Below are 19,474 nucleotides of genomic sequence, written 5' to 3' on the forward strand. Positions count from 1 at the left end.
ACGGAATCTGAGCGCCTACTACGCCATGGATCTTGGCAGCCGCACCCCTTCTGTGGATCCGCACTGATTCGGGGCTGCTATAACGGGTGCGGATCCATAGAACCAGTGCGGATACACAGAAAGAGTGCGGATTTCAGGGTCGGGCCGGGGCTGTGTCGCGTTGCCCACGGAGTGATCGGCCTTGACGGAGGGCGCGGCAGGACAGTTCGGGGATCAGGCGTGCTCGCGGATCGCGTCGATGAGCAGGAGTGCCTCCTGATAATGCCCAACCTTGTTGGTGTGCATCGGCTGTGCCGGTGACTCCGGAAGGACTCCTTCGACCCAGCGAACATCCTCCGGTGCACAGGCGTCGTGGCCGATGCTCGCCGGATAGACGTCGACGAAGATCGCGTCGTTGGCGGCAGCCCGCTCCGCAAGCAACGCGTTGAGAGTTTGGATGCCTTGGTAGTACTGCTCAGCCAGATCGGGCGGCAAAGGCACCCGAGGAAAGCAGCCGCCTGCGCGCAGTCGCTGGAACTTGCCCATCACGAAGACCGTCGCGTGCGGCGCGCGTGCCCGGATATCGTCAAGCAGCGCATCGAGTTTCGGCGCAAGCGCCGATGCGGACCAGCCGCCTGCGACGTAGTCGTTGATGCCGATGTCCACCGAGACGATCGTCGCGTCCTCGGTCACCGCGTCGAGCTGGGGGATGTTCGCGGCGCCGAACAGGAGCGACTGGGCCGCATACATATCGTTGATCGCCGCGCCGGAGCAGCTCACGTCCCGCAGCGTCAGCCCGAGCGCCTCGGCGGTCACGTGTGCGTAGTTGCGGTCGGAGCGGAAACAGCCGAGCGGGTCGAGCTGCCTGCCGAAGAAGGGTCCTGCCGCGCTCGACTCACCAATGGACACATACGTTCCCGCTACCTCAGCAGTGGCCGCCGTGGTCGCACTCAGCACTGCTGCGGCAAATATCGTGACCGCGCTGACAATTCGACATACGCGCCTGTCGACCACAGGTTGCCTCCCGCTGAATCGGTCACGACCTGAGCGTTCGCTCGATACCTTCGCCGATCAGCGTGCCGATACGGCGACGGTGCGGATATCGAGTACGTCAGCGGGGCTGCACAGCCCACATTCAGCGACATGCTAGCAAACAGAACAGGTGCGCCGACCGACTCCGCACACGACTCGGGCTCGCCCACCAGGTCACCTAGACCCCGGTGGGCGAGCCCGGCAACGGATTCGCGTGGCCGCCTGCGACTAGCCGAGCAGGCGCCAGTCCTCCAGACCGTCGTACAGCGGAACGCTCTGCGCCAGCTTGGTGACCCGGCCACGCAGCGTTTCCACGTCGGAGCCGCCTGCCAGCGCGGTCGCGATGACGTCGGCGACCTCGGTGAACTCGGCATCGCCGAAGCCACGGGTGGCCAGCGCGGCGGTGCCGATGCGCAGGCCGGAGGTGACCATCGGGGGACGCGGGTCGAACGGAACCGCGTTGCGGTTCACCGTGATTCCGATCTCGTGCAGCAGATCCTCGCCCTGCTGGCCGTCGAGCTCGGAGTTGCGCAGGTCGACGAGCACCAGGTGCACGTCGGTGCCGCCGGTGAGCACGCTGACGCCCTTGCCGCTGACGTCGGCGGCGGTCAACCGCTCCGCGAGGATCTTCGCGCCGGACAGGGTGCGCTCCTGGCGGTCCTTGAACTCACCACCCGCCGCGATCTTGAAGGCGACGGCCTTGGCGGCGATCGCGTGCATGAGCGGTCCGCCCTGCTGGCCGGGGAACACCGCGCTGTTGAGCTTCTTGGCGAAGTCCTGCTTGGCCAGGATCAGGCCGGAGCGCGGTCCGCCGAGGGTCTTGTGCACGGTGGAGGAGACCACGTGCGCGTGCGGGACCGGCGAGGGGTGCAGGCCTGCGGCGACCAGGCCGGCGAAGTGCGCCATGTCCACCCAGAGGTAGGCGTCCACCTCGTCGGCGATCGCGCGGAACGCGGCGAAGTCCTGCTGCCGCGGGTAGGCCGACCAGCCTGCGACGATCACCTTCGGACGGGTCTCGAGCGCGATCTTGCGCACCTCGTCCATGTCGATGCGGTGGTCTTCTTTGCTCACGCCGTAGAAGTGCGTCTCGTACAGCTTGCCGGAGAAGTTCAGCCGCATGCCGTGGGTCAGGTGACCGCCGTGCGCGAGGTCGAGGCCGAGCAGCTTCTCGCCGGGGTTCATCAGCGCCATCAGCACCGCGGCGTTGGCCTGGGCGCCGGAATGTGGCTGCACGTTGGCGAATTCGGCGCCGAACAGCTCCTTGGCGCGGTCACGGGCGAGCGTCTCGACGACGTCGACGTGCTCGCAGCCGCCGTAGTAGCGACGACCGGGATAGCCCTCGGCGTACTTGTTGGTCAGCACGCTGCCCTGTGCCTGCAGCACCGCGCGTGGCACGAAGTTTTCGGAGGCGATCATCTCGAGGGTGTCGCGTTCGCGGGCGAGCTCGCCCGCCATCGCGGCAGCCAGTTCCGGATCGAGCTCACCGAGAGACTGAGTATTGACAGAGGCCGTCGTCTGCGTCACCGCATCAGTCTATGGGCCGCCGGTGTGGTGTCCGGCACGGGGTTCATCCCACGTCTCGTAGTCGCCATCGCCTGATCGACGCCACCGTGTCAGCCCGCCGATCCGCCTCAGGCCTTCGGCTCCGGCGGCAGGTAGCGCGCCAACAGCACGGTCAATTGCTTCTGCGCATCGTCGAGCGGCTGCGTCGATTTCATTGCGCGCGACTGCACGATGGCGCCCTCGAGCGCACTGAAAACGAAGCTTGCGAGCGAGCCTGCCTCCTCGGCGGGCACGCCTGCCGCGACCAGTCCCGTGCCGAGCTTGTCGTGCCATTCGGCGAACACCTCGCCCGCCGCGGCCTGTACTCCCGGCTCCGATTCGGCAAGGGCCGCACCGACGATGGGGCAACCGGTGCGAAACGCACTGTTCTCCAGGGCTGTGACCCACCAGCCGGTCATCGCGCCGAGCCAGTGACCAGGCTGCTTGGTGGCAATGATCTTGTCGATCACCGCGCTGAGCCTGGCGCCCGCGATCCGGGTCGCGGTCTCGACCAGTTCGCTCTTTCCGGCCGGAAAGTGCTGGTACAGCGAGTTGCGTGAGGCCTTGCCCCGTTCGAGGAGTGCGGCAAGGCCCGCGGCATGCACGCCTTGTTCGCGGACCAGTTCGATGGCGCTCTCGATCAAGCGGGTGCGTGGACCGGCGCTCATCCGAGCACCGCCGTCCAGCGCGCAGCCCGCGACGCGACGCGTTCGTCTTTCACGCGGCGTCCTCCTCACACCTGGTTGCGTGAACCGATCGGTTCATGCTCCAATCATGACAGATGTGGACCGATCGGTTCATCGAAAGGACGGATTCATGTCGGAAGCCACCATCGATCTCGCCCAGCTGTCGGGCCTGGAGTTGCTGCGCACGGCGATGACCATGGCGGAGCACCCGCCGTTCATCGGCGACCTGCTCGGCATGGAAGTGGACGAGCTCGAACACGGCAGGGTGGTCTTCGCGGTCCGGACCCGCCCCGACTTCGCCAACCCGCTCGGCACCACCCACGGCGGCATCTGCGCGACGCTGCTCGACTCGGTGATGGGGTGCGCGGTGCACACCACGCTGGATGCGGGCGTCGGGTACACGACCCTGGAACTGAAGGTCAACTACATCCGCGCCGTGCCGACCGACGGCCAGCGGCTCACCGCCACCGGCACCACCATCCACGTCGGCCGCACCACCGCGACGGCCGAGGGCCGCGTCGTCGACGAACAGGGTCGGCTGGTCGCGCACGGCACCACCACCTGCGTCATCCTCCGCGGAAACCGCTGAACTAAAGGAGCATTCGCTATGAGTACACGCAGTACCGAAGCTGCGGTTCGCAAGTTCCGGCGTGAGCGCTTCATCGGCCGTTACTTCGCCAATCCCGCCGTCGCATTGCTGGATCGGATCGGCATTCGCTCCGCCTTCATCTCGGAACTGGAGACCATCGGCGCCAAATCCGGCCAACCACGCCGGGTTCCGGTCACCGCCTCGTTCGACGAGCAAGGCGCATGGGTGATCTCCCAGCACGGCCGTCGTTCCGGCTGGGCGCGCAACATCGCCGCCGACCCGAACGTCCGGCTGCGCCAAGGAAAGCGCTGGTACACGGGCACGGCGGCGTTCGTTCCCGACGACGACGTGGTCGCGCGCGCCCGCAGCTTCGCCAAGGGCCGGGTCCCCGAATCGGCCGCGGAATGGACGATGAAGGCGCTGGAGAGCGATCCGATCTCGGTGCGCATCACCTTCGCCGACGCCTGAAACCGATTGCGCCACAGCACGGCACGGGTCATGCCCCCAAAATTAGGGGCACCCCGATGATCGACATGGTCGGGCAAAGTGACCGGTTAGTCTGATCAAGACACTCCCGACTCACTACCCAGAGGTAACAATGTTCCTGCTCTACCCTGTCGCAGCCAGCCCGATCGAAACCTTGCTCAAGACGCTGCTGCAGTCCATGTGTTCCATCTCGGCAGGCCAGACTTGCCCCACCGCGTAACAAGCAGGATCGAATAGTCGGCTGATGCCTGGTAGCGCACAGCCACCGGGCGTCAGCCGCGTCGGACCGCCCCCGGGGTGAGGGGTTCGTCGAGCAGCCGCCGAAAACGGTCGGCCCGCTCGTCGGCATCAACGGCCTGGTCCAGCCAGCCGCCGAGCAGGCGGTAACCCTCCACATACGTCGAGATATAGGCCCGCCACAGCGGCGAGGACAGAAAACGCAGCGACTGCCGCGCCCGTTCCAGGGTGGTCAGGCCCCAGGTCTGCATGAACTCGGCGACCTCGTCCGCGCTGCGCCGCCGATCGTGCAGCAGCAGCGCCGCGTCCTGACGCACGCCGAGCAGCTTCGCCGAAGCGTTCGAAAGTCGTTCCGCCCGTTCACCGTCGAAGCGCAGTCCGAGATCGGCGTAGATCTCCTGTGCCCACGTGCCCCAGCCAGGCCCGACGATCGACCGCAACGCCAGGTCGGCGAGGCCCTCGGCCATCAGACACTGCGGGGTGTTCACCACGAACAGCGTCTGCTCGGCCTGCCCCGCCGCGACCAGCCCGGCCTCCTTGCGGCAGTGCTCGGTGTGGTGACCGGGGTAGGACTCGTGCGCGATCAGGTGCGGCAGGTGCGCCATGTGCTGTTTGAGGTCGGCGTTGATCGCGACCCGCGAGTGGAAGTTGCCGAGGTAGTAGTTGAAGCCGGACCACGGCTTGTCGCCGACCACCTCGTAGGTGACGTGCTCGTGATCGGGCAGCGGATAGCGGTCGCGCACCAGTTCCCGCAGCGCGCCGGAGAACGCTTCGACGCAGGCGGACAGGCGCTCCGGCGGAATCTCGTCGGCCTTGCGGTACGCGGCCACCCGATCGACCAGCGCACCGTCGCCCGCCAGCACCTCGCCCATCTGCCGATGCGCGTCCCGGTAGTCCTCGACGTCGCCGGGAGCGATGTCCACGTCGAAATAGGCATGCACCTCGTCGACGAAACCGATGTCGTCGCCCGCGAACTTGCGACCGGAGCACTCCAGCGCCCGCAGATGCACGTCCAGGAATTCGGTGCGCTCCGCGCCGAGTCCGGCCTCGGGCAGTTCGTCACGCAGTGCGGCGGCCTTGCGGGCCAACTGCCGCGGTTCGGGCGCCGGCCCGTCGGCCACCGCGCGGCGCAGCGCCGGATCGCCGGTGAACGCGTCGACGAACCCGTCCTCGAGCCGGTCGAATGCCAGGCCGAGTCGCAGGTACTCCGTCACGAGTGGATGCGCTTCCATCCGATCGACATTAGCCGCACCCGACCGGCGGCCGTGCGCGGCGCCGACGCCGCCTATCGACCTCGAATACCTGCCGGAATGCGGCATCATCGATCCGGCTACCACCCGGTAGAGGTACCCCGCTTTTCCCACGATGTTGACGCAGAGCAGAATTCGGTCATGCGGCGAAAGCTAGACGGTATGGGTGCGTGTTTGCCGAACTGGAGCGTCGGGTAAGTGGCACGAATGAGCGAGCCGAGCCCGTATGTGGAATTCGACCGGAAACAGTGGCGCACACTGCGTAAGTCGACTCCCCTCGTGCTCACCGAGGAAGAACTGATCGGCCTGCGCGGCCTCGGCGAACAGATTGATCTCGAAGAAGTCGCCGAGGTCTATCTGCCGCTCGCTCGCCTCATCCATCTGCAGGTGGCCGCGCGGCAACGACTGTTCGCCGCGACCGCGACCTTCCTCGGCGAGACGCACCCCGATCAGCAGGTGCCCTTCGTGATCGGCGTCGCGGGCAGTGTCGCGGTCGGCAAGTCGACCACCGCGCGTGTGCTGCAGGCGCTGCTGTCGCGCTGGGATCACCATCCTCGGGTCGACTTGGTCACCACCGACGGATTCCTCTATCCCACCGCGGAACTCACCAGGCGGGGCATCATGCACCGCAAGGGGTTCCCGGAGAGCTACGACCGCCGCAAGCTGCTTCGCTTCGTCACCGAGGTGAAATCCGGTGCGCCCGAGGTGTGTGCACCGGTGTACTCGCACATCTCCTACAACATCGTGCCGGACAAGTTCCACTGCGTGCGCCAGCCCGACATTCTCATCGTCGAGGGACTGAACGTGCTGCAGACCGGGCCACGGCTGATGGTCTCCGACCTGTTCGACTTCTCGATCTACGTCGATGCCCGCATCGAGGACATCGAGAAGTGGTATGTGCAACGGTTTCTCGCGCTGCGCAAGACCGCGTTCGCGAACCCGAACGCGCATTTCCATCACTACGCCGGATTCACCGACGAGCAGGCGACCGTCACGGCGCAGGAGATCTGGAACAACACCAACCGCCCGAATCTGGTGGAGAATATTCTGCCGACCAGGCCGCGCGCCACCCTCGTGTTACGCAAGGACGCCGACCACAGCATCAATAGGCTGCGACTGCGGAAATTGTGATCCCGCTTACAATTTCCAGGCCTCGTCGAGGCGTTTCGCCACATTGATATCGCGGGCCGCGGCAATGTGCGGTTTGCGGATCTCCTTGGCGATATAACGGGCGATGAATCGCCGGATCTCCTGATCGACGCTGGCCACGATGCGCAGCAGTTGCCCGCGGACGGTGCCGGTGGCGACGTTGATCCTGACGTCGCTCGAGCGCGGGGTGGCGATCTCGATGACGACCCGCAGCGGCGCGGCCGCGCGCACGATCAGGTGCAGGTGGATGTGGCCGTCGACCTCGAAGCGGTGCTTGTCCAACGCCAGATCGATGAGCATGTCGACGCTCAGCGGGATCTTCAGCTGGAACGAGATGACGTCCTCGATATCGCGCTGCACCTGCGCCTGGCCGAGCAGCACCTGCGCGCTCGCCTTCGCCAATCGGCCAGGGCCGACCCCGATCGGGCCGAAATCGAATGCGGCGCCGGTCAACTGGTCGAACGCGCCGAGGATGCGCTCCTCGGTGGCCGCGTATTCGAGGAACCTGCGCCCGAAGTCTTCGTAGCTGATGTAGGACACCGGTGCCCGGTCGGCCTGGTCGTCGGCCGACGCGTCCTGGTAGCCGTCGGACCGGCTGTCGAGGTCGCTCATCGGTGGTCCGCCGATCGGAGCGCGGTCGAACACCGTTGAGCCAGTGCCCCTTCCGCGCGGCCCGGTGCGTTGATCGACGGCGTTAGATACCGAATCTGCGGTGCCTGGCCGCGTAGTCGCGCAGCGCCCGCAGGAAATCCACACGCCGGAACTCCGGCCAGTACGCCTCGGTGAACCATATCTCCGAGTATGCGCTCTGCCACAGCAGGAAACCGGAGAGGCGCTGCTCACCGGAGGTGCGAATGACCAGATCCGGGTCAGGCTGGCCCGAGGTGTAGAGGTGCTGACCGATCGCGTTCACGGTGATCGATTGCACAAGGTCCTCGCCGGTTTCGCCGGCGGCGATCTCCTGACGGACCAGCGAGCGCACCGCGTCGGTGATCTCCTGCCTGCCGCCGTAGCCGACGGCCACGTTCACGTGCACGCCATCGCGGCCCTCGGTGCGCTCGGCCGCCGTCCGGATCCGCTTGGCGACCAGCTCGGGCAGCCCGTCCAACGAGCCGACGACCCGCACGCTCCAATTCTGTTCCGGCGCCGACAGTTCCTCGACAACGTCGGTGATCACCTCGAAGAGCGTCTCGAGCTCGTCGGGATCGCGCAGCAGGTTCTCCGTCGACAGCAGATAGACGGTGACCATCTCGATGCCCTCGGCCTGACACCAGCCGACGAGTTCGGCGATCTTCACCGCGCCGACCCGATGGCCGTGGCTCACATCGGTGAAACCGTTCTCGCGGGCCCACCGTCGATTGCCATCGCACATCACCGCGACATGGCGGGGATGTTGTTTGCCGGCCAGCTGCTTGGTCAGCCGGGCCTCGTAGATGCGATACGGCAAACCCCGCACCTGAACCGGAAGCTCCACGCGGGCCACCCTACGCCTTAGCGGCGCGATCTCGGCAGCGACCGCATATCCCGGTACAGTGACGCCAGGACCGTAACCTACGGTGCCGTAGGTTACCGGCGGTTCAACCAGGAGGTAGCTCGTGTCCGAATCCATCGGCGCCACCGACACCGAAGTGGCGGACGGCACGCCGATCGATGCGCTCTTCAAGCCGAGGATGCGCGGCTGGATCCACACCTGGGCAGTCGGCATCGCGGCCGTCGCCGCCATCGTGCTGATCGCGAAGGCGGCCACCGTCTCGGCGACCGCGGGCTGGTCCACCGTCGTCTACGGGCTGACGGTGTGTGGACTGTTCGGCATCAGCGCGGTCTACCACCGGGTGACCTGGCCGACCGTGCAGGCGCGCATCCGGATGAAGCGGGCGGACCACTCGATGATCTTCCTGTTCATCGCGGGCAGCTACACGCCGTTCGCGTTGCTCGGCCTGCCAGGTCGCACCGGGCAGACGCTGCTCATCGTGGTGTGGGCGGGCGCGTTGGCGGGCGTCGCGCTGAAACTGCTGTGGCCCACCGCGCCTCGCTGGGTCGGCGTTCCGCTGTATCTGTTGCTCGGCTGGGCGATCGTGCCGGTGGCCGGGCAGCTGAACACCAACATCGGCATCGCACCGCTGATCCTGCTGCTGATCGGCGGACTGTTCTACAGCGGCGGCGCGATCCTCTACGCGACCAAATGGCCGAACCCGTGGCCGACCGTGTTCGGCCATCACGAGTTCTTCCACGCCGCGACGGTGCTCGCCGCGCTGACCCACTACGTCGCGGTCTGGCTCGTCGTGTTGCGCTGACCGGCACGAACTCTCCGTCGGCCGAAGTGCCGACGGCCGACGCGTTCGACAAGATCACCGGGAAACCGGCTTTTGCGGTCGGGCTGGTTCTAAGCTCGTTGTTCGTGTTCTACCTCGGTGCCGTCCCCAGCGCCGCGCTGTCGGCGTTGGCCATCGTGCCGATCCCATCGACCGCCACAGCAGCGGGTTTCTTGCCGTCCCGAAGCCTGACGACATGATCGCGCGCCTCATCATCTGGGCGCTCAAAGCGCGTGCGGGCCTGGCCGCGGTGGTGATCACCACCAACTTCAGCGGTCTCGCGGTGATCGTGATCGAGCTGTGGCTCAGTGGCTCGCTCACCGTGCTCGGCGCCGAATGGTTGCGGTCGACGGCGGTGGTGGGGATCTATCCCGCGCTGGGTCTTGTGTTCGGAGTCGTGCTCGCCGTCCGGGACCGCAGCCAGCATTTCGGCTGGCTGGACGCCGGACGCAGACCGACCGAGGCGGAAGCGCGCCAGGTGCTTCGCCTGCCGATCATCATCACCACGCGGGCGCTGGCCGTGTGGAGCATCGGCATCATCTTGGGGCCGCTGATCCTCGTCCAGCTGGCGCCCAACACCGATCCGATGGTGACCGCCGCACTGTTCGCCCTCGGCGGGTTCGAATCGGTCGGGTTGACCTTCCTCATCGTCGATCGGTTGATCCGGCCGACCATCCCGGTGGTGGCCGCGGTGCTCGGGCCGACCATGCACTGGAGTTCCTCGGTGCTCGTCCGGGTCGTGGTGAGTTGGGCAGTGGCGTCCGCGCTTCCGCTGCTGATGCTGATCGTGGTGCTCGCCAATCCGGTGGCCGACCCGAACGATCGGGTGCGCACCGCCATCTACCTGTCGATCGTCGGACTCGGCGTCGGTGCGCTGGCGACCGCCTTTCTGGCCCGCGCGGTGGCCTCGCCGATGCGCATGCTGCGCGCGGCACTCGACCGGATCACCAAAGGTGAGCTGGACGTGCGGGTTCCGGTCGGCAGCACCAGCGAGATCGGGCGGCTGGAAAACTCGGTCAACGAGCTGGCCGCGAATCTGTCCGAGCGGCAACGGATGCGCGACCTGTTCGGCAGGCACGTCGGCACCGAGGTGGCCGAGCGCGCGCTCGCCGGTGGCCTCGACCTCACCGGTGATGTGCGCACAGTGACCGCGTTGTTCGTCGATGTGACCGGCTCGGTCGAACTGTCCACCGGGCTGCCGCCGGAAGAGTTCGTCGCCAAGCTGAATCGGCTGCTCGCGACCGTCGTCGCGGCCACCGAGGAGAACAACGGACTGGTCAACAAATTCGAGGGCGATGCGGCGCTGTGCATCTTCGGTGCCCCGATCGCCCTGCGCGACAACGCGACTCCCGCGCTGCGGGCGGCCCGCCGAATCAGGGACGAGGTGGTCGCCGCAGGCGAACTCGATATCGGGATCGGCGTCGCACACGGCCCGGTCTTCGCAGGCGACGTCGGCTCCGACACCCGCCTGGAGTACACCGTCATCGGCGATGCCGTCAACGAGGCGGCCAGGCTCACCAGCGAGGCCAAAGAGGTGCCGCGCCGAATCCTGGTGAGCGGCTCCGTCATCGAGGCTGCCGCCGCGCACGAGGGCGCGAAATGGGCTCTGTACGAAACGATCCTGCTGCGCGGGATGAAGCAGCCGACCGCCTGCTGGACCGACATCGACAAGCGCGCGGTAGCCAAGACCCGGAACAGGCCCGAGACGCCTGTCGTCCACCCCGACCCGACCCCCGGCCGCAGCACTGTCGAAGTCTCCACCACCACAACAGAACCCGACTGACGGACGCAGCACCCACAAAGGGCCCACACGGTTCACAACACTTGCAACTGCTCTGGGTTCTGTGAACCGTATCGAACCTCTGTGGATGTCACGAGCGACGGACACCAACCGACCACCTCGCATGGACGCGGGAGCCACAAAGGGTCCATGCGGTTCACAACAGTTGTAAGTGCTGTGAACCGTGTCGAACCTCTGTGGGTGTTACGAGCGTTCGAGGGCTGCGCGTAGCTCGGCAGCGGTGGAGACCGGGAGGTCGCAGACGGTGCCGCGGCAGACGTAGGCGGCGGGTTCGCCATTCAGCAGTGGGCGGTCGGCCAGGAGGGGGGCCGAGTTCGGTGGCGCGGCCAGGATCACCGTGCCGCCCGGGGCGGTGGCGCGGGCGATGGTGAGCAATTCGCTTGGATTGCTAGGTGGTTCGTTGGCGATGGCGACCTGGAGGGGGCCGCGGAGGGCCGCCTCGGCGACCGTGAGCCACTGGCCTGCCGAACGTGGGGCGCGGGCCAGCACGACCGCGCCGCGCTGGAGGGTCTGGGCGGCCAGGGCGCGATAAGGCACGGCATGGTCGACATCGCCTGCGGCACCGGCGGTGAGCAGCGCTTCGGCGAGAGCGGAAGCACCCGCCGGGGTGGCGCCGTCGATAGGGTCGCGCGGGCGGGTGACCAAGGTTTCGGCGTCGTCGGCGGTGTCGAACCAGCTGCCGGACACAGTGGGATCGGCGAAATGCTGAATCGCCTTGTCCAACAGGCGCTGTGCGTCGTCGAGCCACGTGCGCTCGCCCGTGGCCTGATGCAGGGCGAGCAGGCCGGTCACCAGCCAGGCGTAGTCTTCCAGCACGCCGGGCGACGATCCCGCGACGCCGTCCAGCGAGGCGCGCCGGACCCGGCCGTCGATCACGTGCTCGGACAACAGGAATCGCGCGCAGCGGGCGGCGGCGGCCACCCACTCCGGCACACCGAACGCGGCACCGGCCTCCGCCAGTGCGGTGATCGCGATGCCGTTCCACGCGGTGACCACCTTGTCGTCGCGGTCCGGTTGTGGACGGCCGTCGCGCGCCTTGCGTAGGGTGTCGCGGATTCGTTCGAGCCGAACGTGGTCGCCGGGGTCGGTGTACCGGGTGAGCACCGACGTGCCGTGCTCGAAGGTCCCTGCGGCAGTGACGCCGAAAACCTCTGCGGCCCAGGCGCCGTCGTCGGGGCCAAGCTCGCCGATCAACTCGGCAGGTGTCCACACGTACGTCGCGCCCTCGACGCCTGGCTTGCCGGGTTCGAGATGCGTGTCGGCGTCGAGAGCGGACGCGAACCCGCCATGCTCGGTGCCGAGATCGTCGAGCAAAAACTGCACGGTCTCCCGAGTGACTCGATGCGCGAGCGATTCCGGTCCGGCTGCGGTCTCCGTACGCCGCGCCAAATGCGCGTAGGCACGCAGCAATTGGGCGTTGTCGTAGAGCATCTTCTCGAAATGCGGTACCACCCAGGCGGCGTCGACCGAATACCGCGCGAACCCACCCCGCAACTGGTCGTAGATGCCGCCACGCGCCATGGCCTCCGCAGTGCGATGCACCGCAGCGAGCACGTTCGCGGCACCGGTCCGCTCCCAGCTCCGCAACAGCCCCTCCAGCAGTGCCGAAGGCGGAAACTTCGGCGCACCACCGAAACCGGCATGGTTGGGGTCCTCGTCACGCAGCACCGCGGCCACCGCATGATCGAGCAGTTCCGCGGTGATCGCGAAATCCGCGTCGGGCAGTCCCGCCGCCTGCGCCTGCAGCGCCTCGGTCACCTGCGCCGACGCCTGGTCCACCTCGCCCCGCCGGTGCTGCCAGGTGTCGGTGATCGCGGTGAGCAACTGCGTGAACGACGGCATCCCGCCCCTCGGCTGCTTCGGGTAGTACGTCCCGCAGTAGAACGGCTCCCCCGCAGGCGTAAGGAAGCACGTCATCGGCCACCCACCCTGCCCCGTCATCGCGACCGTGGCATTCATGTACACCGCATCCAGATCGGGCCGCTCCTCCCGATCCACCTTGATGCAGACAAAATTCGCATTCATCAGCTCAGCAGTCGCCGCATCCTCGAACGACTCGTGCGCCATCACATGGCACCAGTGGCAGCTCGCGTACCCCACCGACAACAAGATCGGCACATCCCGTTCCCGCGCCTCCCCCAACGCCTCGGCGGTCCACTCCTGCCAATGCACCGGATTGCCCGCGTGCTGTCGCAGGTACGGAGAAGTCGCGTTCCCGAGCCGATTCATACCTCCACCGTCTCACAAGATGACCGCGAGCCATCACCCCTGCCAGGCGCGGGATGGGAAGCGCCGGGCAGCGAGCCGATCGGCGGCGTCGACTGGGGTCGGGGCGACAGCGACGACCTCGATCAGCCCGTCGGCTTGGCGGTCGGACGCGTCGATGACCAGCACACTGGATTCCACGCCAAGACCTCACAGTGCATGTAGCCAACCGTGGAGTCGATCGTCGGCCGGATGCTGGACGGGTCGGTGCAGTATCCGCATACTCGCCACTGGCGCAGACCCGTTCCGGGTGGGCAGCGTCGATTCAGTGGGGGTCGGGGGCGAGGGCGATGACCTCGATTTCGATCAGCCAGTCGGGTTGGGCTAGGGAGGAGACTTCGAGGAGGGTGTCGGCGGGGTAGGGGGCGGCGAGGAATTCGGTGCGGAGGGTGATGACGTGGGGCAGGTTGGTGGCCATGTCGCGGACGAAGATGCCGACTTTGACGACGTCGCCGAGGGTTGCGCCTGCGGCGGCGAGGACGCGTTCGACGTTGCGGAAGGCTTGGCGGCCCTGGTTCAGGAAACCGCCGGGGACGGTGGTGCCGTCTTCGGTGAAGCCGGCCTGGCCGGAGACATAGATCATGCCGTTGGCGGTGACGGCCTGCGAGATCCGATACGGCTCGTACCAGTCGGGGGTGGTGGCGATCTTCTCGATGCGGGCATTGCGAACGCTCATGACCACCAGCCTGTCCGGCGGCGGGCCAGCACGCCAGCATCCGGTTAACCGATGACCGCCGAACCGCGGTCTGGCAGACCCACCTTAAGATTCGATACTCGTGGACAGCGCTGAGCAAATCGGAGGATTTCTTTCTTCTCGCCGGGCGCGGCTGCGTCCGGACGATGTCGGCCTGCCCTTCTTCGGCAGGCGTCGGCGGGTGCCCGGGCTGCGGCGAGAGGAAGTCGCACAGGTTGCCGGTGTCAGCGTCGACTACTACGCCCGACTGGAACAGGGGCGGTTGGAGAACGTCTCGTTTGCCGTTCTCGACGCCGTCGCAACCGCTCTGCAACTCAGCGCCGACGAACGCACGCACCTGCACAATCTGGCGTGTCCACCGCTCACGACCGACCACCCCGACACTGATCCGCCGACGCTGCGGCCCGCCCTGCAGGCGCTGCTCGATGCCATGGAGCACATCCCCGCCTACATCGTTGGTCACCACACCAACATCCCCGGCTGGAACCGGGCCGCCGAGCTCCTGTTCGGCATCGATTTCGCTAGTCTTCCTGTCCGACAGCGCAATTGGACGCACCTCGTCTTCCTCGACCCGCACGTGCGCGCCCTGACCGTCGATGCCAGGCCGGCGCTCACCCGACAGCTCGCCAGCGACCTAAGACTACGCATCGGCCACCGACCCGGCGATACCGCCCTCAACCAGTTCATCAACGAGATGCGTTCCGCAAGTACGGAATTCGAAGATCTATGGACCAGCCATGACGTCACCGACGTCGCATTCGGCACCTACCACCTCCGGCATCCCGCACTCGGCTCGATCGCCCTCGACTACGAATTCCTGCCCCTGATGGCCGATCCAGGAGTCCGCGCACTGGTGACCTACACGGCGACACCCGACAGCCCCCGCTCACCAGGCGCTTCGCACACTCCTCACAGCGGCCAGGTAGCACGCAATACGATCGAGCGAACGGTTGCCGCGACCGAGTCGAATCAATCAGACGGACAACCAGTTCGGAGCTGTCCAAGCGTTATTGGTCGAACGCGATGTGGAGATCGTCGGACTCCGGAAGGGTTTGGCACGCCAGGGTGAGACCTGCGGCCAGTTCGTCATCGATCAGGGACTCGTTCATGAGCATGCGTGTTCGGCCTTCGCGGACCGTGCAGACGCACGTGCCGCAGGCTGATTCGCGGCAGACGTACGGTGCGTCGAGGCCGTTGTCGAGAAGTACGTCCAAGAGTTTCCGGTTTCGTGGCCACTCGAGCACAACGGTCTCGCCGTCGATGTCGACGCGCACGGTGGCCGAGTCGCCGGTCGCACGTCGCACTGGTGCGAGTACTGGCTGCTCGAAGGGGTTTTCGGTCAGCGAGTGGTACTTCTCCTGATGAATGTTGCGCTGCGGCAGGCCTAGCTGCGCCGCCGCGGCCGTTGCGATGTCGATGAATCCGGCTGGCCCGCACAGGAATATGTCCCGAGTCCGATACTGGACCAGCAGGTCCGCGACGCCGCCGACGGTCGGCAGCCCATGCTCGGACTCGAGCCAGTGCCGGAGGGTCAGGCGCTCGGGAAACCGGCCGGCCAACTGCTCGAGCTCGCCGGCGAAGATGATTGAGCTCGACTCTCGGTTGGCGTAGAGCAGCGCGACCCGCCCGGTGCCCGCGGTGAGCACCGATCGGATGATGGACATGATCGGGGTGATGCCGCTGCCCGCCGCACACAGCAGCAGGTCCGCGTCCAGGGAGCGCGGCGTGCAGGTGCCCGCCGGTTCCAGGACGCTGATCATGGTGCCCGCGGTGATGTTGTCGCACAGCCAGTTCGAGGCGTATCCCCCTGCGGTGCGTTTGATGGTGACCGCGAGCCGGTCATCGCAGTGCGGACTGCTGCTCAGCGAATAGCAGCGGGCGACCGAGCCGGTGCGTTCACTCGGCACGCGCAGCGTGAGGAATTGACCTGGCGCATAGCTGAATCGCCCGGAGAGATCTTCCGGGATGTCGAAAACGAGCGTCACGGCGTCGGCGGTCTCGACGATGACGTCACAGATCTTCACCTGGTGCGCACGAGGATTCACACCGCCACCTCCGCGCGCGGCGCGACGGCGCCACAGAGCACAGACAGATGTTCGGTGATCTCTTCGCGTCGCTCGTACGGCAGTTGATGACCGGAGCCCGGATACTCGACCAGCCGCGCATCGGGCAGCCGCGCGGCGAGGGCTCTGGCGTAGCGCACGGGGGTAATGGTGTCGCGGGCGCCTGCCAGAATGACGGTCTCGATCCCCGCAAACCCGGCAAGCGCGTGGAAACGGTTGTGCCGCAACATAGACGAGCCCATGTCGGCGACGGCCCGTGGATGCGCCTGTGCCGCCTGCCAGACGACGCGGTCGAGGTCGTGGCGGCGCGGGTTGACACCGAACATGCCGAACCGGTTGAGCTGCCGCAGCAGAAACAGCGGCCGGGCAGGCATTCTCGTGCGCGCGATCAGACCGATGACCAGGGTTTGAAGTGCCGGAAAGCGCAGCAGCAGTGCACGACCCGTCGCAGGCAGCTCGCCTGCCCCGGTGGCCACCATGGCGATCCCGCGGGCGCGGGCCCGCACCAGCTCGGAATGCCGTTCGGCCAGCGTCATCAGTGTCATGCCGCCCATCGAGTGACCGCCGAATACCACCGGCCCGCTCGGCACGAGGTCGGTGACCACGTCGGCCAGATCATCGGCCAGCATTTCCAGACTGGCCCGGGTCCGTGCCGAAAGTCCGTGCCCGCGATGGTCGTACGCAATCACCCGCAGTGCCGGATCGGCCCGAACGAGCAATTCGGCAACGTCCTCCCATGACCGGCTCGACAGCCCCCAGCCGTGCAGGAGCACTACGGTGACCTTGCCGATCGGCGCACCCCATTCGGTGACGTGCAGCCAAGCCCCATCGTGGCGCGGAAACCGGTACTCGCGCCTGGCGGTCATGACCGGGCTCCGGCCGGTGTCGCCTCGACGGGCAAGGCGGTGGCCTGCGCTGCGGGTTCGGTGCCGAGGAAACGCAATGCACGCACACCGAGTTCTTCGAGCCGCTGCGTGGTGAAGGATCTGGCGATGGTGCGGTTGATGCCAGGAGCGAGACGCAGCAGGAAGTAGCCGAGCCAGGCTTCGGCACGAACCGGGACGACCGCCAAGTCGAATCGCATGGCGCGCACTGCTGCCCGCGCAACCAGGTCGGGACTCATCGGCGAAAACGGCAGCTTGGCGGCGAATTCTTGGATCTGCTGGCTGACCTGTAATCCCCTGGCGACGAGGTCCTGGTCGATGCCGACGTAGGTAGCGTGCTTGCCGATGTCGGTATTGATGACGCCGGGGCAGATCGCGCTGACGCCAACGCCTTTCGGCCCGAACTCCAGCCGCAGGCACTCGGTGAGCATCTTCACGCCCGCCTTGGACACCGAGTAGGCAGGAAAGGCCGGGGTCGGCGTGAATGCGGCAGCCGAGGCGATATTGACGATGTGGCCTGGCATCTCGTGCTCGATCATCATCGTCCCGAACGTGCGGCAGCCGTGCACCACACCCATCAGGTTCACGCCGAGCTGCAGGTCCCAGTCCTCGGGCTCCAGGTCGGCGAAGGCGCCGCCGACCATGATCCCGGCATTGTTGACCAGCACATCGGGCACCCCGTGATCGGCGAGCACGTCCCTGGCGAAGGCGCGCCATGCGGCGGGGTCCGTGACGTCGAGCCGGGCCGGGCTCGCGGTACAGCCGGTCGCCTGGATCATCGCGACGGTGGCCGATGCGGCATCCAGATCGATATCGGAGACAATGACGTGTGCGCCCTTGCGCGCGAAGCGGATCGCGATGGCCCGGCCGATACCGCTGCCCGCACCGGTCACCACGACGAGGCGAGGCTGGAGATTGTTGAGTTTCACACCGACTCCTTGGCAGTGGCGACGACCTCGGCGGCAGGCGATGAGCCGATCGTGTAGCGGTACACATCCAGGTCGAAATGCCGGTTGTGCCAGTACATCTCGCCGTGGGTGGTGGGGCGGAACGGCGAGTCGCCGTGATTGTCGATGTAGTAGGTGTTCGAACCCGCACAGGTCGGGGTGAACAAGAAGTTCCGTTCCTGCCGCCGCAGGCAGTGCCGGAAGTACTCGTCGTGCGCCTCCTGCCGGATCTCCACGACGTCGGCGCCCCGGCGGCCCGCCTCGGCGATCGCACGACTCAGGTGCGCCGCGGTGGCCTCGATCATCCAGATGTAGGAGCCGAGCACGAACCCGTAGGGTCCGGTGATGGTGAACGCGTTCGGGAATCCGGGAACAGACACGCCCTGATACGACTGGAAGCGATGGGCGTCCCAGAATGCACCGAGCTCCATGCCGCCGCGCCCACGCACCGGGAAGGGCGGGACCGCGCCACGGTCCCACAGCTTGAATCCCGTCGCGCAGACCAAGACGTCGATCTCGTGCTCGACCCCGTCGACGGTGCGCACCCCGCGCTCGGTGATCCGCTCGATCGAATCGGTGACCAGACTGACGTCGGCGCGGTTGAAGGTCTTCAGATAGTCGTTCGACATCGAGGGCCGTTTGCAGCCCAATCCGTACTTCGGCGTGAGCTTTTCCCGGAGCACCGGATCGTCGACCTGGTTGCGCATCCACCGCCGCACCGGGATCTCGCCGGCCCGCCGCAGCGTGGTGCCGAGCCAGGCAGGCCCGGCAAGATTCCCGCTCATCGCCACTTCGGTGGCCACGGTGCCGAGCAAGCGCGCCGCCGAGCGCACCGGCTTGTTGCTCAGCAGGGCGCGACCGAGCGAACCCACTTCCGCGTCGTTCTTGGGGAAGACCCAGATCGGGGTGCGCTGGAAGACGGTGAGGTGCGCAGTCTCGTCGACGATCGCCGGAATCAGTTGCAGCGCAGTGGCGCCGGTCCCGATCACCGCGACCCGCTTGCCCGCGAGCGACAGGTCGTGATCCCACATCGCGGTGTGCACGAGGCTGCCCGTGAAGTCATGCAGACCCGGGATGTCCGGCATCTTCGGGCGTTCCAGCCCACCGACCGCCATGACCACGTAGCGCCCGGTGATCTCCTGACCGCCGTCGGTGGCCAGCCGCCAGATGCTGTTGTCCTCATCGAAATTCGCGGCGACGATGGTGGTGTTCAGCCTGAGCTTGGAACGCAACCCGTACTTGTCCACCATGCCGTCGGCGTAGTCGCGCAGCTCGGTACCGGGCGCGTAGATCCGGGACCAGTCGCCGCGTTGCTCGTAGGAAAAGCTGTAGATGAACGACGGGATGTCCACCGCGACACCGGGGTAGGTGTTGGCGTGCCAGGTACCGCCGACCCGGTCCCACTTGTCCACGATCAGAAAGTCGTGAATCCCCTTTCTTTGCAATGCGATTCCGGTGCCGATCCCGCCGAAACCGGCGCCGATGACCACGACCTCGTGGTCGGGCCGTATTCGTGCCTGCACCGGCACAGGGGTATTGCCGTTCTTCTCATCCATGG

19 protein-coding genes are annotated in these 19,474 nt (G+C 66.7%); 6 read left to right on the forward strand and 13 right to left on the reverse strand.

All coding sequences use genetic code 11. From position 1 onward, the window contains the following. Positions 1–213: 213 nt before the first annotated feature. The 3 genes from NA11_RS25920 to NA11_RS25930 all read right to left on the reverse strand — a co-directional run bounded on the left by NA11_RS25920 (position 214) and on the right by NA11_RS25930 (position 3,221). Positions 214–888, reverse strand: a complete 675-nt coding sequence (locus tag NA11_RS25920) for an SGNH/GDSL hydrolase family protein (protein ID WP_167837730.1) — start codon at positions 886–888, stop codon at positions 214–216. Between the two features lie 351 nt (positions 889–1,239). Continuing rightward, entirely contained in the window at positions 1,240–2,535 is a 1,296-nt protein-coding gene (gene glyA / locus NA11_RS25925; protein WP_069164610.1) for a serine hydroxymethyltransferase, read from the reverse strand. A gap of 107 nt (positions 2,536–2,642) precedes the next feature. After that, positions 2,643–3,221 carry a TetR/AcrR family transcriptional regulator gene (locus tag NA11_RS25930; protein ID WP_069164611.1) on the reverse strand — a complete coding sequence of 193 codons (579 nt, stop codon included), beginning with the start codon at positions 3,219–3,221 and terminating at the stop codon, positions 2,643–2,645. Positions 3,222–3,369: 148 nt separating this feature from the next. On the opposite strand from NA11_RS25930, the gene NA11_RS25935 reads away from it, so the two are divergent. Both NA11_RS25935 and NA11_RS25940 read left to right on the forward strand, forming a co-directional pair. Further along, positions 3,370–3,828 carry a PaaI family thioesterase gene (locus NA11_RS25935; protein WP_069164662.1) on the forward strand — a complete coding sequence of 153 codons (459 nt, stop codon included), beginning with the start codon at positions 3,370–3,372 and terminating at the stop codon, positions 3,826–3,828. 18 nt (positions 3,829–3,846) lie between these two features. Then, positions 3,847–4,296 (forward strand): nitroreductase family deazaflavin-dependent oxidoreductase, encoded by a 450-nt coding sequence (locus NA11_RS25940; protein WP_069164612.1) that lies wholly within the window; start codon positions 3,847–3,849, stop codon positions 4,294–4,296. A 290-nt stretch (positions 4,297–4,586) separates the two neighbouring features. Here NA11_RS25940 and NA11_RS25945 read toward each other — a convergent pair whose 3' ends face one another. Further along, complete coding sequence (locus NA11_RS25945) at positions 4,587–5,783, reverse strand: DUF885 domain-containing protein (protein ID WP_069164663.1); 1,197 nt, start codon at positions 5,781–5,783, stop codon at positions 4,587–4,589. A gap of 216 nt (positions 5,784–5,999) precedes the next feature. Between NA11_RS25945 and coaA the strand changes: the two genes are divergently transcribed. Next, on the forward strand, positions 6,000–6,932 hold the full coding sequence (gene coaA / locus NA11_RS25950) for a type I pantothenate kinase (RefSeq protein WP_069164613.1): 933 nt from the start codon (positions 6,000–6,002) through the stop codon (positions 6,930–6,932). 6 nt (positions 6,933–6,938) lie between these two features. Here the strand turns inward: coaA and NA11_RS25955 are convergent, their stop codons facing one another. Together NA11_RS25955 and NA11_RS25960 are read right to left on the reverse strand one after the other, a co-directional pair. Next, a complete protein-coding gene (locus NA11_RS25955; protein WP_245746164.1) occupies positions 6,939–7,562 on the reverse strand; it encodes a hypothetical protein in 624 nt (207 codons plus the stop codon). A gap of 82 nt (positions 7,563–7,644) precedes the next feature. Next, positions 7,645–8,433 (reverse strand): isoprenyl transferase, encoded by a 789-nt coding sequence (locus NA11_RS25960; protein WP_141717848.1) that lies wholly within the window; start codon positions 8,431–8,433, stop codon positions 7,645–7,647. A gap of 187 nt (positions 8,434–8,620) precedes the next feature. On the opposite strand from NA11_RS25960, the gene trhA reads away from it, so the two are divergent. Together trhA and NA11_RS25975 are read left to right on the forward strand one after the other, a co-directional pair. Then, the gene (gene trhA / locus NA11_RS25965; RefSeq protein ID WP_069164666.1) at positions 8,621–9,244 is read left to right on the forward strand and encodes a PAQR family membrane homeostasis protein TrhA; all 624 of its coding nucleotides are present in this window, start codon (positions 8,621–8,623) and stop codon (positions 9,242–9,244) included. Between the two features lie 214 nt (positions 9,245–9,458). Beyond that, positions 9,459–11,045, forward strand: a complete 1,587-nt coding sequence (locus tag NA11_RS25975) for an adenylate/guanylate cyclase domain-containing protein (protein ID WP_084655073.1) — start codon at positions 9,459–9,461, stop codon at positions 11,043–11,045. Positions 11,046–11,246: 201 nt separating this feature from the next. Here NA11_RS25975 and NA11_RS25980 read toward each other — a convergent pair whose 3' ends face one another. From NA11_RS25980 to NA11_RS25985, 3 genes are all read right to left on the reverse strand, one after another. Beyond that, on the reverse strand, positions 11,247–13,292 hold the full coding sequence (locus tag NA11_RS25980) for a thioredoxin domain-containing protein (protein ID WP_069164615.1): 2,046 nt from the start codon (positions 13,290–13,292) through the stop codon (positions 11,247–11,249). A 33-nt stretch (positions 13,293–13,325) separates the two neighbouring features. Then, complete coding sequence (locus tag NA11_RS45830) at positions 13,326–13,469, reverse strand: hypothetical protein (protein WP_167837731.1); 144 nt, start codon at positions 13,467–13,469, stop codon at positions 13,326–13,328. A gap of 124 nt (positions 13,470–13,593) precedes the next feature. Further along, positions 13,594–14,004, reverse strand: a complete 411-nt coding sequence (locus NA11_RS25985) for a RidA family protein (protein WP_069164667.1) — start codon at positions 14,002–14,004, stop codon at positions 13,594–13,596. Positions 14,005–14,104: 100 nt separating this feature from the next. Between NA11_RS25985 and NA11_RS25990 the strand changes: the two genes are divergently transcribed. Then, complete coding sequence (locus tag NA11_RS25990; RefSeq protein WP_069164616.1) at positions 14,105–15,091, forward strand: helix-turn-helix transcriptional regulator; 987 nt, start codon at positions 14,105–14,107, stop codon at positions 15,089–15,091. Here NA11_RS25990 and NA11_RS25995 read toward each other — a convergent pair. From NA11_RS25995 to NA11_RS26010, 4 genes are read right to left on the reverse strand one after another with little or no spacing between them, the layout of a single operon-like run. Next, on the reverse strand, positions 15,030–16,067 hold the full coding sequence (locus NA11_RS25995; RefSeq protein WP_069164617.1) for a ferredoxin--NADP reductase: 1,038 nt from the start codon (positions 16,065–16,067) through the stop codon (positions 15,030–15,032). The genes NA11_RS25990 and NA11_RS25995 overlap by 62 nt on opposite strands. Continuing rightward, positions 16,064–16,951 (reverse strand): alpha/beta fold hydrolase, encoded by an 888-nt coding sequence (locus NA11_RS26000; protein ID WP_069164618.1) that lies wholly within the window; start codon positions 16,949–16,951, stop codon positions 16,064–16,066. Before NA11_RS26000 ends, NA11_RS25995 begins: the two co-directional genes overlap by 4 nt. After that, entirely contained in the window at positions 16,948–17,898 is a 951-nt protein-coding gene (locus tag NA11_RS26005) for an SDR family NAD(P)-dependent oxidoreductase (protein ID WP_069164619.1), read from the reverse strand. The genes NA11_RS26000 and NA11_RS26005 overlap by 4 nt, the downstream gene beginning before the upstream one ends. Continuing rightward, positions 17,895–19,472 carry a flavin-containing monooxygenase gene (locus NA11_RS26010; RefSeq protein WP_069164620.1) on the reverse strand — a complete coding sequence of 526 codons (1,578 nt, stop codon included), beginning with the start codon at positions 19,470–19,472 and terminating at the stop codon, positions 17,895–17,897. The genes NA11_RS26005 and NA11_RS26010 overlap by 4 nt, the downstream gene beginning before the upstream one ends. Positions 19,473–19,474 lie beyond the last annotated feature (2 nt).

It is taken from the genome of Nocardia altamirensis NBRC 108246 (assembly GCF_001612685.1).
Lineage (GTDB): Bacteria > Actinomycetota > Actinomycetes > Mycobacteriales > Mycobacteriaceae > Nocardia > Nocardia altamirensis.

Bases quoted from the DNA above. Each gene is read 5' to 3' on its own strand.
- NA11_RS25930 (WP_069164611.1), bottom strand. From the start codon at position 3,221: ATGAGCGCCGGTCCACGCACCCGCTTGATCGAGAGCGCCATCGAACTG.
- NA11_RS25935 (WP_069164662.1), top strand. From the start codon at position 3,370: ATGTCGGAAGCCACCATCGATCTCGCCCAGCTGTCGGGCCTGGAGTTG.
- NA11_RS25940 (WP_069164612.1), top strand. From the start codon at position 3,847: ATGAGTACACGCAGTACCGAAGCTGCGGTTCGCAAGTTCCGGCGTGAG.
- NA11_RS25945 (WP_069164663.1), bottom strand. From the start codon at position 5,783: ATGGAAGCGCATCCACTCGTGACGGAGTACCTGCGACTCGGCCTGGCA.
- NA11_RS25955 (WP_245746164.1), bottom strand. From the start codon at position 7,562: ATGAGCGACCTCGACAGCCGGTCCGACGGCTACCAGGACGCGTCGGCC.
- trhA (WP_069164666.1), top strand. From the start codon at position 8,621: ATGCGCGGCTGGATCCACACCTGGGCAGTCGGCATCGCGGCCGTCGCC.
- NA11_RS25975 (WP_084655073.1), top strand. From the start codon at position 9,459: ATGATCGCGCGCCTCATCATCTGGGCGCTCAAAGCGCGTGCGGGCCTG.
- NA11_RS25980 (WP_069164615.1), bottom strand. From the start codon at position 13,292: ATGAATCGGCTCGGGAACGCGACTTCTCCGTACCTGCGACAGCACGCG.
- NA11_RS25985 (WP_069164667.1), bottom strand. From the start codon at position 14,004: ATGAGCGTTCGCAATGCCCGCATCGAGAAGATCGCCACCACCCCCGAC.
- NA11_RS26000 (WP_069164618.1), bottom strand. From the start codon at position 16,951: ATGACCGCCAGGCGCGAGTACCGGTTTCCGCGCCACGATGGGGCTTGG.
- NA11_RS26010 (WP_069164620.1), bottom strand. From the start codon at position 19,472: ATGGATGAGAAGAACGGCAATACCCCTGTGCCGGTGCAGGCACGAATA.